The sequence below is a fragment of the Thauera butanivorans genome (assembly GCF_048398245.1).
Taxonomy (GTDB): Bacteria; Pseudomonadota; Gammaproteobacteria; order Burkholderiales; family Rhodocyclaceae; genus Thauera; species Thauera butanivorans.
Map to the genome: position 1 here is coordinate 464,586 of NZ_CP183038.1, position 14,978 is coordinate 479,563.

The 14,978-nt window shown below is 64.8% G+C and carries 18 protein-coding genes; 5 read left to right on the forward strand and 13 right to left on the reverse strand.

The annotated features are described in order from the left end of the window. Positions 1-26 precede the first annotated feature (26 nt). Complete coding sequence (locus ACNQFN_RS02250) at positions 27-1,229, reverse strand: HD-GYP domain-containing protein (RefSeq protein WP_068639331.1); 1,203 nt, start codon at positions 1,227-1,229, stop codon at positions 27-29. Between the two features lie 201 nt (positions 1,230-1,430). Here ACNQFN_RS02250 and thrH point away from each other — a divergent pair, with 201 nt between their 5' ends. From thrH to ACNQFN_RS02265, 3 genes are all read left to right on the forward strand, one after another. Next, complete coding sequence (gene thrH / locus ACNQFN_RS02255; protein WP_068639332.1) at positions 1,431-2,042, forward strand: bifunctional phosphoserine phosphatase/homoserine phosphotransferase ThrH; 612 nt, start codon at positions 1,431-1,433, stop codon at positions 2,040-2,042. Between the two features lie 8 nt (positions 2,043-2,050). After that, positions 2,051-2,926: a formyltetrahydrofolate deformylase gene (purU, locus tag ACNQFN_RS02260; protein WP_068639333.1), complete on the forward strand. Its 876-nt coding sequence runs from the start codon at positions 2,051-2,053 to the stop codon at positions 2,924-2,926. Positions 2,927-3,001: 75 nt separating this feature from the next. After that, positions 3,002-3,232: a hypothetical protein gene (locus ACNQFN_RS02265; protein WP_418647821.1), complete on the forward strand. Its 231-nt coding sequence runs from the start codon at positions 3,002-3,004 to the stop codon at positions 3,230-3,232. Between the two features lie 201 nt (positions 3,233-3,433). Here ACNQFN_RS02265 and ACNQFN_RS02270 read toward each other — a convergent pair whose 3' ends face one another. The 6 genes from ACNQFN_RS02270 to ACNQFN_RS02295 all read right to left on the reverse strand — a co-directional run bounded on the left by ACNQFN_RS02270 (position 3,434) and on the right by ACNQFN_RS02295 (position 7,483). Beyond that, on the reverse strand, positions 3,434-3,826 hold the full coding sequence (locus ACNQFN_RS02270; protein ID WP_418647822.1) for a helix-turn-helix domain-containing protein: 393 nt from the start codon (positions 3,824-3,826) through the stop codon (positions 3,434-3,436). Between the two features lie 2 nt (positions 3,827-3,828). Then, positions 3,829-4,131, reverse strand: coding sequence for a type II toxin-antitoxin system HigB family toxin (locus tag ACNQFN_RS02275; RefSeq protein ID WP_068639113.1), 303 nt, complete (start codon positions 4,129-4,131; stop codon positions 3,829-3,831). A 78-nt stretch (positions 4,132-4,209) separates the two neighbouring features. Beyond that, positions 4,210-4,743: a type III-B CRISPR module RAMP protein Cmr1 gene (cmr1, locus tag ACNQFN_RS02280; protein ID WP_418647823.1), complete on the reverse strand. Its 534-nt coding sequence runs from the start codon at positions 4,741-4,743 to the stop codon at positions 4,210-4,212. A 335-nt stretch (positions 4,744-5,078) separates the two neighbouring features. After that, positions 5,079-6,377 (reverse strand): ammonium transporter, encoded by a 1,299-nt coding sequence (locus tag ACNQFN_RS02285; RefSeq protein ID WP_088178904.1) that lies wholly within the window; start codon positions 6,375-6,377, stop codon positions 5,079-5,081. 14 nt (positions 6,378-6,391) lie between these two features. Beyond that, the gene (gene glnK / locus ACNQFN_RS02290) at positions 6,392-6,730 is read right to left on the reverse strand and encodes a P-II family nitrogen regulator (RefSeq protein WP_068639083.1); all 339 of its coding nucleotides are present in this window, start codon (positions 6,728-6,730) and stop codon (positions 6,392-6,394) included. Positions 6,731-6,760: 30 nt separating this feature from the next. Continuing rightward, complete coding sequence (locus tag ACNQFN_RS02295; RefSeq protein WP_068639081.1) at positions 6,761-7,483, reverse strand: TorF family putative porin; 723 nt, start codon at positions 7,481-7,483, stop codon at positions 6,761-6,763. A 269-nt stretch (positions 7,484-7,752) separates the two neighbouring features. Here ACNQFN_RS02295 and ACNQFN_RS02300 point away from each other — a divergent pair, with 269 nt between their 5' ends. Both ACNQFN_RS02300 and ACNQFN_RS02305 read left to right on the forward strand, forming a co-directional pair. Beyond that, positions 7,753-8,010 (forward strand): accessory factor UbiK family protein, encoded by a 258-nt coding sequence (locus tag ACNQFN_RS02300; protein ID WP_068639079.1) that lies wholly within the window; start codon positions 7,753-7,755, stop codon positions 8,008-8,010. Positions 8,011-8,110: 100 nt separating this feature from the next. Next, entirely contained in the window at positions 8,111-9,610 is a 1,500-nt protein-coding gene (locus ACNQFN_RS02305; RefSeq protein WP_418647824.1) for a YifB family Mg chelatase-like AAA ATPase, read from the forward strand. 19 nt (positions 9,611-9,629) lie between these two features. On the opposite strand, the gene ACNQFN_RS02310 is transcribed toward ACNQFN_RS02305, so the two are convergent. The 6 genes from ACNQFN_RS02310 to ACNQFN_RS02335 all read right to left on the reverse strand — a co-directional run bounded on the left by ACNQFN_RS02310 (position 9,630) and on the right by ACNQFN_RS02335 (position 14,942). Further along, positions 9,630-10,022: a rhodanese-like domain-containing protein gene (locus ACNQFN_RS02310; RefSeq protein WP_068639075.1), complete on the reverse strand. Its 393-nt coding sequence runs from the start codon at positions 10,020-10,022 to the stop codon at positions 9,630-9,632. A 188-nt stretch (positions 10,023-10,210) separates the two neighbouring features. Further along, positions 10,211-10,945: an ABC transporter ATP-binding protein gene (locus ACNQFN_RS02315; RefSeq protein WP_068639073.1), complete on the reverse strand. Its 735-nt coding sequence runs from the start codon at positions 10,943-10,945 to the stop codon at positions 10,211-10,213. Continuing rightward, the gene (locus ACNQFN_RS02320; RefSeq protein ID WP_068639071.1) at positions 10,935-11,708 is read right to left on the reverse strand and encodes an ABC transporter ATP-binding protein; all 774 of its coding nucleotides are present in this window, start codon (positions 11,706-11,708) and stop codon (positions 10,935-10,937) included. The genes ACNQFN_RS02315 and ACNQFN_RS02320 overlap by 11 nt, the downstream gene beginning before the upstream one ends. Continuing rightward, entirely contained in the window at positions 11,705-12,802 is a 1,098-nt protein-coding gene (locus tag ACNQFN_RS02325; protein WP_068639069.1) for an ABC transporter permease subunit, read from the reverse strand. The genes ACNQFN_RS02320 and ACNQFN_RS02325 overlap by 4 nt, the downstream gene beginning before the upstream one ends. A 15-nt stretch (positions 12,803-12,817) precedes the next feature. Then, positions 12,818-13,750 (reverse strand): branched-chain amino acid ABC transporter permease, encoded by a 933-nt coding sequence (locus ACNQFN_RS02330; protein WP_068639067.1) that lies wholly within the window; start codon positions 13,748-13,750, stop codon positions 12,818-12,820. A 76-nt stretch (positions 13,751-13,826) separates the two neighbouring features. Then, a complete protein-coding gene (locus ACNQFN_RS02335) occupies positions 13,827-14,942 on the reverse strand; it encodes a branched-chain amino acid ABC transporter substrate-binding protein (protein ID WP_068639065.1) in 1,116 nt (371 codons plus the stop codon). Between the last annotated feature and the right edge of the window lie 36 nt (positions 14,943-14,978).

The window sequence follows — 14,978 nt, forward strand, 5'->3', positions numbered from 1 at the left end:
TCTACCCATCCTACCCTGGCTGTGCCTCACTCCGGCAGCCAGCGCGCCGGGTCGATCTTCCAGGTGTCGAAGTCCTCGTGGCCGATGATGCGGTCCTGCGAGCGCCGCAGGTCGATGGTTTCGGGCGTCAGGTAGTGGCCGCGGGTGTGGAAGATGACCTTCACCGTCGGCTGCATCAACTGGTCGGCGTTCTGCGACTGCACCACGGCCAGGCGCCGGCTTTCGAGCCGCACCAGCGAACCCGTCGGGTAGATGCCGACGGCGCGGATGAACGCCTGTACCAGTTCGGGTTTGAAGTGGAACTTGCTCCACTCCAGCAGCTTGCGCAGCGCTTCGGTGGGCGCCATGCCCTTGTGATAGACGCGGTTCGAGGTGATCGCGTCATACACGTCGACGATCGCCCCCATCTGGCCGTACAGGCTGATCTCGTCGCCCTTGAGCTTGTTCGGGTAGCCGGTGCCGTCGAAGCGCTCGTGGTGCTGTGCGGCGACGTCGAGCGCAATGTTGCTGATGCCCGGCGTGTCCTGCAGGATGATCTTGCTCTGCACGACGTGGTTCTTCATCTTGGCGAATTCGGCGTCGGTGAGCTTGGCCGGCTTGTTGAGGATTTCGTCCGGCACCCTGGCCTTGCCGACGTCGTGCAGCAGGGCGCCGACGGCGATTTCGTGGATGATCTCGCGCGGCAGCTCCAGCGCCCGCGCGAACGAGGTCATCAGCGCGCATACCGACACCGAGTGCTGGAAGGTGTATTCGTCGTGGTCCTTGAGCCGCGCCAGCGGCAGCAGGGCGTCCTGGCGGCTGAAGATCGAGTCGACGATGCGTTCGACCAGCGGTTCGATCTGCTCCATCTGGATCTGCTTGCCCAGCCGGATGTCGCCCATCACGTCGCGCACGATGCGGTTGGCTTCGCCATGCAGCCGCTGCGCGGGCTCGATCTCGAGCCTGACCGGTATCCGCGGCATGGCCGTTGCGGCCTCGCCTGCGAGCGCCTGCAGTGCCTCATCCACCTTGTGGGCGTGGTCCTCCTGGGTCGGCGCCTCGGCGACGTCGAGCCCGCGTTCGGTGTCGATCCAGATTTCGAGCACGCCCAGCGCCCGGACTTTCTCCGCGATTTCTTCCGTCCTGACGGCAAAGCGGCTGCGCAGGAAGTTGTGTTCCATCCAGCCGCAGTTGAGGTCATGGATGTACATGCCGGGTTGGAGCTTGTCGATGGGGATGAGCTTGATCATATCGGTACAGGTACGGATGCGGTCATTGTCCGGGAGTATCCCATCTGGTAGCAGCATACGCTTCCGGGATTGCCTGTCAGTCGAGAAGTTGTGCACAGGCCGGCGCTTGTCCGGCACGGCGTGCCGGACCGATACGATTCGGCGCAGCGGCACGGATGCTAGAATCGCGGCTTTGCCAAATTCTGCCCGCAGGAGCGTACGGTGCGTATCGTCTGTCTAGACCTCGAAGGTGTGCTGGTTCCCGAAATCTGGATCGAATTCGCCGAGCGCACCGGTATTCCCGAACTGCGCCGCACCACGCGCGACGAGCCGAACTACGACACGCTGATGAAGTACCGCCTCGGCATTCTGGCGGAGAAGAAGCTCGGCCTGCCCGACATCCAGGAAGTCATCGCCAGCATGGGGCCGATGGAGGGCGCGCGCCAGTTCCTGGACGAACTGCGCGACGCCTACCAGGTCGTGATCCTGTCCGACACCTTCTACGAGTTCGCCAAGCCGCTGATGAAGCAGCTCGGCCTGCCGACGCTGTTCTGCCACAGTCTCGAAGCCAACGATGAAGGTGTTCTGGTCGACTACCACCTGCGCATGCCCGACCAGAAGCGCGAGGCGGTCAAACGCTTCAAGGAACTCAACTTCAAGGTCGTCGCCGCGGGCGACTCCTACAACGACACCGCGATGCTGGGCGAAGCCCACGGCGGCATCCTGTTCCACCCGCCGGAAAACGTCGTGCGCGAATTCCCGCAATATCCGGTGGTCCGCGACTACGCCGGCCTGCGCGCCGAGATCGATAAAGCTTTTGCCAGGGCCGCCTGATCACCGCCATGCATCGCCAACGCTTCTACACACTTTCCGCCTCCTGCCCCGACCGCGTCGGCATTGTCGCCCGGGTGTCGGGTTTCATCGCCGAGCACAAGGGCTGGATTCTCGAAACCTCGCTGCATGCCGAACAGCCGCGTGACGGCGAGTCCGTCGGGCGCTATTTCATGCGCATCGAGATCAAGGCCGATTCGCTGCCCTTCCATCTCGCCGAATTCCGCGAGCGCTTCCGTCCGCTGGCCGAGGAACTGGAGATGGAATGGAAGATCACCGACTCCGCGGTCAAGAAGCGCGTCGTGATGCTGGTCAGCAAGCAGGAGCACTGCCTGTACGACCTGCTCGCGCGCTGGCAGTCGAAGGAACTGGACATCGAGATTCCGTGCGTGATCTCCAACCACGACACCCTGCGCGGTTTCGTCGAGTGGCACGGCATTCCCTTCCACCACGTGCCGGTCACGCCCGACAACAAGGCCGCCGCCTATGCCGAGGTGCAGCGCCTGTTCGAGGAGGTGCGCGGCGACACCATGGTGCTGGCGCGCTACATGCAGATCCTGTCGCCCGAGCTGTGCGCCGCCTATCCGGGCCGCATCATCAACATCCACCACAGCTTCCTGCCCAGCTTCGTCGGCGCCAAACCCTACCACCAGGCCTACGACAAGGGCGTCAAGCTGATCGGCGCCACCTGCCACTACGTCACCGCCGACCTCGACCAGGGGCCGATCATCGAGCAGGACGTGATCCGCATCGACCACTCCGACGCCGTCGAGGACATGGTCCGCTATGGCAAGGACATCGAAAAGACCGTGCTCGCCCGCGGCCTGCGCTACCACCTGGAAGACCGGGTGCTGGTGCATGGGAACAAGACGATCGTGTTCCGCTGAAAATCGCGCCGCGAACTTGCACGGGATCATGGTGACCAAGGCATGGATCGGCCACCTTCCCTGGAGCATGGAGAAATGAAGAAACAGAAGCGCCTGAAGCCTCGAAACGCTTTGATTCCGATCCTGTTCAACGAATGCGGGCACGCGGTTCACAAGAACAAGCGCCGCGAAGAGCGCGATCGGCGAGCCAGGCAGGAAATCAAGAACCATACCCGCGAAAGCGGGTATTTTTTTGCTTCGGCGACGTGGGCGGAACAGTGTCAGTGGACCCTCTCAGAGATTCTGGATTCCGGGTGCTTGCCGTAACTGCGACTGCGGATAGAAAAAGCCGAGGAGGCTTAGGTTCTTATTCCGATATCAGGGCATCGGCTCGAACAAAGACAGGTTCGATTGCTTGCATTGGTTCAGCAACGCGTCCTGCTGTAGATGTCCAGAACGGCGTCTTAATCCCTTTCATATCAGGGTATCAGTTCGAGCGATGCCCCCTTGCAATGCGGGGCTGCAAGATCACGCTATAGGCGGGCGAGACTCTCCGCCCCGAACCGGGGCAATGAGGGCATCTGCCGAAATCCCGAGGCCATCATGCAGGCGGCGAATCATCGCCAGGCTCAAACCGCGCCGCCGCGATAACACCTCGTACACTCGGTTTGGCGGGCCGATATATGGCTTCAGGTCGGCCACACTCATCCCTGCCTGCTCCATTCTGAATTTAATTGCTTCGATCGGATCAGGTGGCGCTACCGGATAGTGCTGTCGCTCGTAGGCTTCGATGAGCGTCACCATGACTTCGAAGCGATCTCCTTCGGGAGTGCCGGGCTCTGGTTCGCTGTCGAACATGGGGCTAATTTCAGCCAGTGCGGCCAAATAATCGGCCTCAGTGCGCAAGGGGCGAATATCCATAATCAAAACATCTCCACAGTGTCGGCGTTGATGCGGTCGTAGGCAGCGTGCGTGCCGATGAACTTTATATACACTGCGCCAAACTGGTAGGCCACTGCCGCGACCAGTCGGTAATCGTTGCCCTTGATGTTGAACACTACCCGACGACTCTTTAGCACGCTGGCAGTCGTGAACTGCGCAGTAATGTCGGCGGGCATTTTCCACTCTGCGCGTCCCGCTTCAGTCAACCATGCCCGCAAAGGCTGCTCGACATCCGGGTGACGTAGCCAGAAATCTCGCAGGTACTTGATCGCTATCACTCGCATAGTGCGAATGATAGTCCCAAATAGGGACTATTGCAAATTTCTGGATCACGCTGCTCAGCTCATGGCAGAGGCTCTGTCTTAAACCAATCCGGGAAATCCCCCGGCTGTGCCGGGGTGGCAGTAGAAGTTTGACTTATGCGGGAGTCCATCGATGAAACTTCCAAAGTGAGCCGCCAAGCACACTCGAAAAGGGAGTTGCCATCGCTGGCTTTGCCGAACAAGCGGCCTTCTTCGGCATGCAGCTTTTTCAGCGCATCGGTTTCGTCCTGATTGGCTCCCTTCAGCATTCGCCCCCCAGTTCAGGGCACGCCACCAGAAACGCAATGCACCCTTGAGCGAGGCATTGCGCATTTGCGTGTGATCGACCTCGTGGTTTTCACCGCCGAGAAACATGGGCGTCACGATCAGGTTGCACAGGCGTTCTTCCTCATCCAGCGGGTCGGCCACACCGACGGCATTACGGGCATCGTCCACGCCGATGACCAGCCTGCCGCCTGCCGAGTTGGCGAAAGCCACCAGCGTGCGCAACACGTTGCGCGGTGAGGACAGATCGCGCTTGAACTCCAGCGTCTTGCCTTCGGGCTGCTGGAGCGGAGGATTGCCAGTGCTCATGTGGCAGCCTCGTTGCGGACTTCACGGGTAAGGAAGGCGGGTGTCTGGAGACTGAGGTGGTAGCGCAGTGTCTTCATGGTGTGGCGTGGCCCGGTCGCATGGAATATGTTTGCCACGAAGATACCCGACTCCGATATGTCTTCCGCGCATGGCAAGCTTGCGGGTTTGACGGTGTCGACAGTGCTCCGCAAGTATCCCGCCAGCCTTCGGCTTATGTGATCGGCAACGAAGACTTTGCCCGACCGTACGCACATGGAAAAACGGCGCCCCTTGCAGGGCGCCGGTGGAGATCGAAGCCGGGGGCGGGCCGGCTTCGCAGGTGACGACGGTGGGTGTTACATGCGGTAGGCGGATTCGCCGTGGGCGCTGATGTCCAGGCCTTCGCGTTCTTCTTCTTCCGACACGCGCAGGCCGACCATCACGTCGATGAGCTTGTAGGCGACCAGCGAGACGACACCGCTCCAGACGATGGTGATGATCACGCCGTAGGTCTGGATCCACAGTTGCGAGGCGATCGAGAAGTCCGCGTCGCCGGTGCCGCCCAGGCCGGGGGCCGCCAGCACGCCGGTGAGGATGGCGCCGACGATGCCGCCGATGCCATGGACGCCGAAGACGTCGAAGGCGTCATCCACGCGCAGCATGCGCTTCAGGCCGCTCACGCCCCACAGGCAGGCCAGGCCGGCGATCAGGCCGAGGACGATCGAACCCATTGGGCCGATGAAGCCGGCGGCGGGGGTCACGGCGACCAGGCCGGCGACTGCGCCCGAGGCGGCGCCCAGCATCGAGGGCTTGCCTTTCAGCACCGCCTCGCCGGTGATCCACGACACGGTCGCGGCGCCGGTGGCGAGGATGGTGTTGATGAAGGCGAGGCCGGCGATGCCGTCGGCGGCACCGGCCGAGCCGGCGTTGAAGCCGAACCAGCCCACCCACAGCAGCGAGGCGCCGACCATGGTGAGGGTCAGGCTGTGCGGCGCCATCGATTCACGGCCGAAGCCGATGCGCTTTCCCACCATGTAGGCGCCCACCAGGCCGGCCACGGCGGCGTTGATGTGCACCACGGTGCCGCCGGCGAAGTCGAGCGCGCCGTCCTGGGCCAGCAGGCCGCCGCCCCACACCATGTGCGCGACCGGAATGTAGCTGAAGGTGAACCACAGCACGCTGAAGATCATTACCGCCGAGAACTTGATGCGCTCGGCGAAGGCACCGACGATCAGCGCGCAGGTGATGGCGGCGAAGGTCGATTGGAAGGAGATGAAGACGTATTCCGGAATGGTGCTCAGCGCCGAGGACATGGTGTCCGGCGTGATGCCGCTCAGGAACAGCTTGCTGAAGTCGCCGTAGAAAGTGCCTTCACCGCCGAAGGCGAGGCTGTAGCCGTAGATGGCCCACAGGATGGTGATGGTCGAGAAGATCATGAACACCTGCATCAGCACCGACAGCATGTTCTTGGCGCGGCCGAGGCCGCCGTAGAACAGCGCGAGGCCGGGGATGACCATCAGGATGACGAGCATCGTCGAGGTCAGCATCCAGGCGGTGTCGCCGGCGCTGAGTGCCGGGGCCGCTTCGGCGGCGTCCTGGGCGAAGGCGCTGCCGGCGGCGGACAGGGCCGGCAGGAGTGCGAACAGTTTTTTCATTTTCGTGTGCTCCCTTACAGCGCGTCCGGGCCGGTTTCGCCGGTGCGGATGCGGATGGCCTGCTCCAGATCGAAGACGAAGATCTTGCCGTCGCCGATCTTGCCGGTGGCGGCGGACTTCTCGATGGCCTCGATGGCCTGGTCGAGGATGTCGTCGGCCACGGCGGCCTCGATCTTGACCTTGGGCAGGAAATCGACGACGTATTCGGCGCCGCGATAGAGTTCGGTGTGGCCCTTCTGGCGGCCGAAACCCTTGACCTCGGTGACGGTGATGCCTTGCACGCCGATGGCGGACAGGGCTTCGCGCACTTCGTCGAGCTTGAAGGGCTTGATGATGGCTGCGATGAATTTCATGGGTTTTCTCCAGTTCTGCGGGCTGGCCGGTCAGAAGGACTTGCTGACCGACAAGATGAAGCGCTCGTCGGCGAGGTCGGAGTGCTTGATGTCGGAATCGACGTAGTGCAGGCCGAAGTCGAAGCCGCCGAATTCCTTGGTGACGCCGAGTTTCCAGTCGTCATAGTCGTCGCCGCCCTTGATGTCGTTGTAGCCGTAGTGCAGGTCGAGCTTGAAGCCGGCGCCGAGCTCGAATTCAGCGCCGAGGTCGTAGTACTGGCTGCCGTCGGAATCGCGCAGGCCGAACAGGTCGGTGAAGGCGTAGGAATACTTGAAGGAGAGGAATTCCCACGACAGGCCGATGTAGCCTTCCAGCGTGTTCGGCTTGGTCATGCCGGTTTCCGCTTTCCATACCGAGCCGTAGCTGCCGGGGTAGTAGTACTGCAGCAGGCCGACGTCGTAGCCGATCGGGCCGGCTTCGCCCGCGTAGCCGGTGTAGAAGTCGATTTCCAGGCTGTTGCCGGACGACTTGCTGGCCTCGGCGTCGTTGATCCAGGACACGTTGGTGGCCCACACGCCGGCGTAGAAGCCGCTCGGATGCGTGTAGTCGAAGCCGCCCTGCAGCGCCGGGCGCTCGTCGGTCTGGCTGATGCCGCGGTAGGCGTAGTCCGAGACGATGCTCACGTTGGCCGAGAAAGGGCTGTCCTCGGCATGCGCGATGCCGGCGCATGGAAGCGTGGCGATGAAGGCGGTGGCGACAAGCGTCTTGTGCATGGTTTTCTCCTGGCAGAGGAAGTTGGATTTCCGACGAGCACTCTTTAGCAGGCCTCGTGCCAGCCCCCGGAGTGCCAGGATTCACGCGGGTTTCAGCCTGGAGGACGCTGTGTTACCGGGTGTTTTTGTTGCGCCGCGCAAAGGAATCGGGCGCAACTTGGTGCGTAATGCACCAAAGTGGTGCATTTGGGCCGGCGCGGTGTGCCGGCGGCCGATCGGGCGGGCGTGCTAGACTTTCACCATCCATCACCGGCCATCGATACACGCTCATGTCTACTCCGCGCTTCCTCGACGAAATCGGCGCCAAGCTCTCCGAACTGGCAGCCAACAGCCCTGCCCGCGACATCGAAAAGAACGTCAAGGCCATGCTCGGCAGCGCCTTCGGCAAGCTCGATCTGGTCACGCGCGAGGAATTCGAAGTCCAGCGCGAAGTGCTGGCGCACGCGCGCCAGAAGCTCGCCGAACTCGAAGCCCGCGTCGCCGAGCTGGAACGTGCGCGCGCCGGCGAGGGCGACGAGCCGGCCTGAGCGTCGCCCCCTGCTGCCATTTTCTGGATGATGCCGGCCTAGTCTTTTGTCATCGATGCGTTCCCGCTAGACTGGCGGTTCGTCCAGTCCGGAGAACCGCATGTCTCTCGCGCTCGTGCGCAGCCGCGCGCTCGACGGCCTCGATGCACCCGAGGTCACGGTCGAGGTGCATCTGGCCAATGGCCTGCCTGCCTTCAGCCTCGTCGGCTTGCCCGATACCGAAGTGCGCGAGGCGCGCGACCGCGTGCGCGCCGCCTTGCAGACTTCGCAGTTCGAGTTCCCCCAGCGGCGGATCACCGTCAATCTGGCGCCGGCCGATCTGCCCAAGGAAGGCGGCCGCTTCGACCTGGCGATCGCGGTGGGCATCCTCGTCGCCTCCGGCCAGGTGTCCGCCAAGCTGCTCGACGATCTGGAGTTCTGCGGCGAGCTGTCGCTGAACGGCGAGCTGCGCGCGGTGCGCGGCGTACTGGCGGTTGCGCTGGCGGCCGGCCGTGGAGGGCGCGCGCTGGTGGTGGCGCCGGCCAACGCGGCGGAAGCGGCGCTGGCCCGGGAGACGACGGTGCTGCCGGCGGGCAGTCTGTGCGCGGTGGCGGCTCATCTGAACGGCCATACCGCGCTGGTGCCGCAGCCGTGCAGCAGCGTGCCGTCACAGTCTGCCTGCGGGCCGGACCTGGCCGACGTGCGCGGCCAGCTGCAGGCGCGCCGCGCGCTGGAGGTGGCCGCAGCCGGCGCCCATGCGCTGCTGCTATTCGGGCCGCCGGGCACCGGCAAGTCGATGCTGGCACAGCGCCTGCCCGGCCTGCTGCCGCCGATGTCCGAGGCCGAGGCGCTGGAAACGGCGGCGGTGAGTTCGCTGGAGGGCCGCTTCGATGCCGCGCGCTGGGCGCAGCGGCCGATGCGCGCACCGCATCATTCCGCTTCGGCGGCGGCGCTGGTCGGTGGTGGCGCAACGCCGCGTCCAGGCGAGATTTCCCTCGCCCACAATGGCGTTTTGTACCTGGACGAACTGCCCGAGTTCGACCGCCGCGTGCTCGAATCCCTGCGAGAGCCGCTGGAGAACGGCTGCATCAGCGTATCGCGGGCGCGGCGGCGGGCGGAGTTCCCTGCGCGCTTCCAGCTGGTGGCGGCGATGAATCCCTGTCCCTGCGGCTTTCTGGGCCATCCGCGCAAGGCCTGCCGATGCACGCCGGAGCAGATCGCACGCTACCGCGGGCGCCTGTCGGGGCCGCTGCTCGACCGCATCGACCTGGTGGTGGAAGTGCCGGTGCTGGAGCACGAGGAACTCGCCTCGGCTGTGCCCGGGCCATCGTCGACGGAAGTGCGGGCGCGGGTCGAGCAGGCGAGGGCGGTGCAGATCGAGCGCCAGGGCGTGGTCAATGCCCGCCTCGACAGCCGCGGCGTGGAGCGTTTCTGCATGCCGGACCAGGGCGGTGGGGCCTTGCTGAAGCAGGCGATGAACAGGCTGGACTTTTCCGCGCGGGCCTACCACCGCGTCCTGCGCGTGGCGCGCACGCTGGCGGACATGGCAGGCGCCGCACAGCCCGGCGCGGCGCAGATGGCCGAGGCGATCCAGTATCGCCGCAGTCTGGACGGGCGCTGAGCGCGGATCGGCCCGCGCCTCAGCACTGCTCCCACGGCAGGCCGTCGAAGCGCCAGCCGCTCACCGAATTGCGGTGGTGGTGTTCGTTGAGCTCGCCTTCGAAGCCGTGCTGCACGTTGTAGACGTCTTCGAAACCGGCCTCGAGCAAGGCCTGGGCCGCCACCTCCGAGCGATTGCCGGAACGGCAGATCAGCAGGATCGGGCGGCCGCCGCCGTTGCCGGCCAGCTTGCGTACGTCGCCGACGAAGTGCGGATTCACCTCCCATTCGGGGCCGTCGTTCCACGATACGTGGATCGCGCCGACCGGATGCCCGACGAACAGGTATTCGATTTCGCTGCGCACGTCGATCAGTAGCGCTTCCGGGTTCGCCTGCAGGAAGGCATGCGCTTCTTTGGGGGTGATCTGCTTCATGCGTCGTTCTCCTGAAGTGCGGGATTATATTCTGAACAACGAATGTACGAACGGCGGAAGCGCCCCGGACAGGCCGCATGAAAGCTGCATGACTGAAGGGGGGGAGGTCCGCGAAGGGGGCTTCCGACCAGGGGCGCCCGGTCAGCGGCACCCGGCGCAGCGGCGCCCCGCCATGGACGCCCCTGGCCTCAGGCGATCTCGCCCAGATAGGCTTCGCGCACCTTCGGGTCGGCCAGCAGTTCGCTGCCGGAGCCGGTGAGGGTGACCTTGCCCGACTCCATCACGTAGCCACGCTGGGCGAATTCCAGCGCCAGGTTGGCGTTCTGCTCGACCAGCAGGATGGTGACGCCGTCGCGGGCGACCGACTGCACGACCTCGAAGATCTTCTCCACCACCAGCGGCGCCAGGCCCATCGAAGGTTCGTCCAGCAGCAGCAGCCTGGGGCGCGACAGCAGCGCGCGGCCGATCGCGACCATCTGCTGCTCGCCGCCCGACAGCGTGCCGGCGACCTGGTGCAGGCGCTCCTTGACGCGCGGCAGCATGGCGTAGACGCGCTCCAGGTCGGCTTCGATGCCGGCCTTGTCCTTGCGCGTGTAGGCGCCCATGCGCAGGTTCTCTTCCACCGTCAGGCGGGTGAAGATGCCGCGGCCTTCCGGTACCAGCGCGACGCCGCGGCGCAGGCGCCGGTGGGCCGGCACGGCGTTGAGCTTGTCGCCCTGGTACAGGATGCTGCCGCCCGCGATCGGCAGCACGCCGGCGATGGCGTTGAGCGTGGTGGTCTTGCCGGCACCGTTGGCGCCGATCAGGCAGACGAGCTCGCCGGCCCACAGGTCGAGGTCGATGCCTTTCACGGCCTGGATGCCGCCGTAGGCAATCTGCAGGTTCTGCAACTGCAGCAGCGGGGACGTGGGGTTAGTGTGCATGCTTGCCTCCGCCCAGGTAGGCGGCGATGACCGCTTCGTTCTTCTGCACCTCGAAGGGGACGTCCTCGGCGATCTTCTTGCCGAAGTCCAGCACCGCGACGCGGTCGCACAGGCCCATCACCAGCTTCACGTCGTGCTCGATCAGCATCACGGTGACGCCGTCGTGGCGGATCTGCTCGATCAGCAGCTTGAGCTGGGCGGTTTCGGTGGCGTTCATGCCGGCGGCGGGCTCGTCCAGCGCCAGCAGTTGCGGCTCGGTGGCCAGCGCGCGGGCGATTTCCAGCCGGCGCTGGTCGCCGTAGGACAGGTTCTTCGACACCACCTCGGCGAAGCGGCCGATGCCGACGTAGTCGAGCAGTTCGTAGGCGCGCTGCGTGGTCAGGCGCTCTTCCTCGCGGGTGCGGCGGTTCTGCGTCAGGATGCCCCACACGCCCGCCTTGGTGCGGACGTGATGGCCGGCCATGACGTTCTCGAGCGCGGTCAGGTCGCGGAACAGGCGGATGTTCTGGAAGGTGCGGGCGATGCCGCGGCCGACGATCCTGTGGGGCTTGCCGACCGGCAGTTCGCTGCCGTTGAAGACGAACTCGCCGCCGTCCGGCGTGTAGGCGCCGGTCAGCACGTTGAAGAAGGTGGTCTTGCCGGCGCCGTTGGGGCCGATCAGGCCGTAGACCTCGCCCTTGTTGATCGTCAGCGACACGTCGGTCAGCGCCTGCAGGCCGCCGAAACGCTTGCCGATGCTGCGGGCTTCGAGCAGGGTGATCACTGCGCGCCCTCCCGCTTCATGTTCTCGGCGTGGGCGTAGCGCGCGCGGGCCGGAATCATGCCGGTGGGGCGCAGCAGCATCATCAGGATCATCGCCAGCGACAGCAGCAGCATGCGCAGCACCTCGGGGTCGAGGATCACGGTGCCGAACAGCGTCTGCTGCAGCGGAATGGCGATGTCGCGCAGGATCTCGGGCAGCATCGCCAGCACGAAGGCGCCGACGATGGCGCCGGCGATGTTGCCCATGCCGCCGAACACCACCATCGTCAGCACCGCGATGGACTCCATCAGGCTGAAGCTCTCGGGGCTGACGAAGCCCTGGAAGGCGCCGAACAGCGCGCCCGCGACGCCGCCGAAGGTGGCGCCGAGCGAGAACGCCAGCAGCTTCATGTTGCGGGTGTTGATGCCGATCGCCTTGGCCGCCAGTTCGTCGTCGCGCATCGCCGCCCAGGCGCGGCCGACGCGCGAGATCTGCAGGCGCTGGATGAACACGATCGAGCCGGCCACGCACAGCAGGAAGAAGTAGTAGTACAGGAACAGCGAATTGATCGAGAAGGTTTCGGTGACCTGCAGGTTGCGTGACAGATCCCAGCCGAACAGGTTGATCGGGTCGAGCATGTTGATGCCCTGCGGCCCGTTGGTGATGTTGATCGGATAGTTCAGATTGAGCATGAAGATGCGGATGATCTCGCCGAAGCCCAATGTCACGATCGCTAAATAGTCTCCTCGTAATCGGAGTACCGGGAAGCCCAGCATGATGCCCGCCAGTGCGGCGAAGGCCGCGCCCAGTGGCAGAACGATCCAGAACGGCAGGTGCACGTCGAAGTGCGGCGAGGCGAGGAAGGCGAAGGTGTAGGCGCCCACCGCGTAAAAGGCGATGTAGCCCAGGTCGAGCAGCCCGGCGAAGCCCACCACCAGGTTCAGGCCCAGCGCCAGCATCATGTACAGCAGCGCGAAGTCGAGGATGCGCACCCAGCTGCGGCCGAACTGCCAGGCGATGATCGGCGCCGCCAGGGCGAGGATGATGATGAGCCAGCGCGCCGCCATCGGGTTGCGCTTGCCCAGCCAGGGTACGGCGGAAACGAGTTCGTTCATGGTCGTGGGCTTCCCTTATGCACGGTCCGACACGCGTTCGCCGAGCAGGCCGGTGGGCTTGAAGATCAGCACCAGACCCAGGATGATGAAGGCGAAGATGTCCTGGTAGGACGAGTTCAGGAAACCGAAGGTGAGGTGCTCGATGTAGCCCGCGCCGAAGGATTCGACCAGGCCCAGCATGATGCCGCCGAGCATCGCGCCGCCCAGGTTGCCGATGCCGCCCAGCACCGCGGCGGTGAAGGCCTTGAGGCCGGGCATGAAGCCCATGCCGTAGTGGGCGATGCCGTAGTTGCTGGCGTACATCACCCCGGCCACGGCGGCCAGCGCCGCGCCGACGACGAAGGTGAAGGCGATGATGGCGTTCGTGTCGACCCCCATCAGGCTGGCGACGCGGTGATTCTCGGCGGTGGCGCGCATGGCGCGGCCGATGCGGGTGCGGGTCACCAGCAGCGACAGCCCGATCATGATCGCGGCCGAAGCGACGATGATGATGATCTGCACCGGGGTGATGAACACGCCCTCGATCGGCTGCAGAGGCGTGGTCGAGATGAGCTGAGGGAAGGTGTGGTAGTTGCGGCCCCAGATGATCATCGCGATCGTCTGCAGCAGGAAGGACATGCCGATCGCGGTGATCAGCGGCGCCAGCCGCGGGGCGTTGCGCAGGCGCCGGTAGGCGAGCCGCTCCATCAGGAAACCCAGGGTCATGCAGACCGGTATCGCCACCATCAAGGCGATGGTCAGCATGTAGATCGGCGACATGCCGGGCGCGACGCCCATCAGGAACATCATGGTCTGCAGAGCGGTCAGCGCACCGACCATCAGCACGTCGCCGTGGGCGAAGTTGATGAGGCCGAGGATGCCGTAGACCATCGTGTAGCCGAGGGCAATCAGCGCGTAGACGCTGCCGATCACCAGGCCGTTGATCAGTTGCTGGATGAGGGTTTCCATTGTCGACGGATAGCGCTCGCGGGAAGGATTGAATGGTCCCGCCCCCGCACGGCTGCGCGCGGGGGCAGGCTGGCGCTCAGAGCGCGACCCAGCTACCGTCCTTGAACTGATAGACGGTGACCGCGCCTTCCTTCAGGTCGCCGTGCTCGTCGAAGGAGACGTTGCCGGTCACGCCGTCGAAGTTGGTGACCTTCAGCTCGGGCAGGTACTTGGCGGGCTCGACCGAGCCTGCGCGTTCCATCGCCTTGATGATCGCCATCGCCGCATCGTAGGCGTAGGGCGCATAGACCTGCACGTCGCCGCCGAAACGCTTCTTGTAGTCCTCGCGGAACTTGGCGCCGCCCGGCATCTTCTCGATCGGCAGGCCGGCCATCGAGCAATAGGCGTTGGCGCTGATTCCGTCGCCCGCCAGCTTGATCATCTCGGGGCTGCAGCCGCCGTCGCCGGTCATGAACTTGGCGTTGATGCCGAGCTGCTTGATCTGGCGCAGCATCGGCCCGGCTTGGGCATCCATGCCGCCGAAGAAGATCACGTCCGGGTTGGCGGCGCGGATCTTGGTCAGGATGGCGTTGAACTCGGTCGCCTTGTCGGTGGTGAACTCACGTGCCACCACTTGGGCACCGGCCGCCTTCACCGCCTTGTCGGTCTCGTCCGCCAGGCCCTGGCCGTAGGCGGTGCGGTCGTCGATGATCGCCACCTTGGCCGCGCCCAGGGTCTTTACCGCGAAGTCGCCCAGCGCGCCGCCCTGCTGCACGTCGTTGGCGATGGTGCGGAACACGCCCTTGTAGTTCTGCAGCGTCAGCTTCGGGTTGGTCGAAGCCGGCGACACCTGCGGCACACCGCCCTGGTCGTAGATGCGCGAGGCCGGAATCGAGGTACCGGAGTTCAGATGGCCGATCACCCCCTTCACGCCCGCATCGACCAGACGCTGGGCTACCGTGGTGCCGGTGCGCGGGTCGGCCTGGTCATCCTCGCCGACCAGCTCGAACTTGACCTTCTGCCCGCCGATGTCGGCGCCGCCCTGGGCATTGACCGTTTCGATCGCCATCCGGGTGCCGTTCTCCAGATCCTTGCCCAGGTGCGAGATGGTGCCCGTCAGCGGCGCGGCATTGCCGAGCTTGACGACCTGCTGCGCATGGGCAGCGCCCAGGCCAATGCTCATGACTGCGAGTGCGACGATGGTTTTCTTCATGTTTGATCTCCTGCGAGCCCAAGTGATGACTGATGG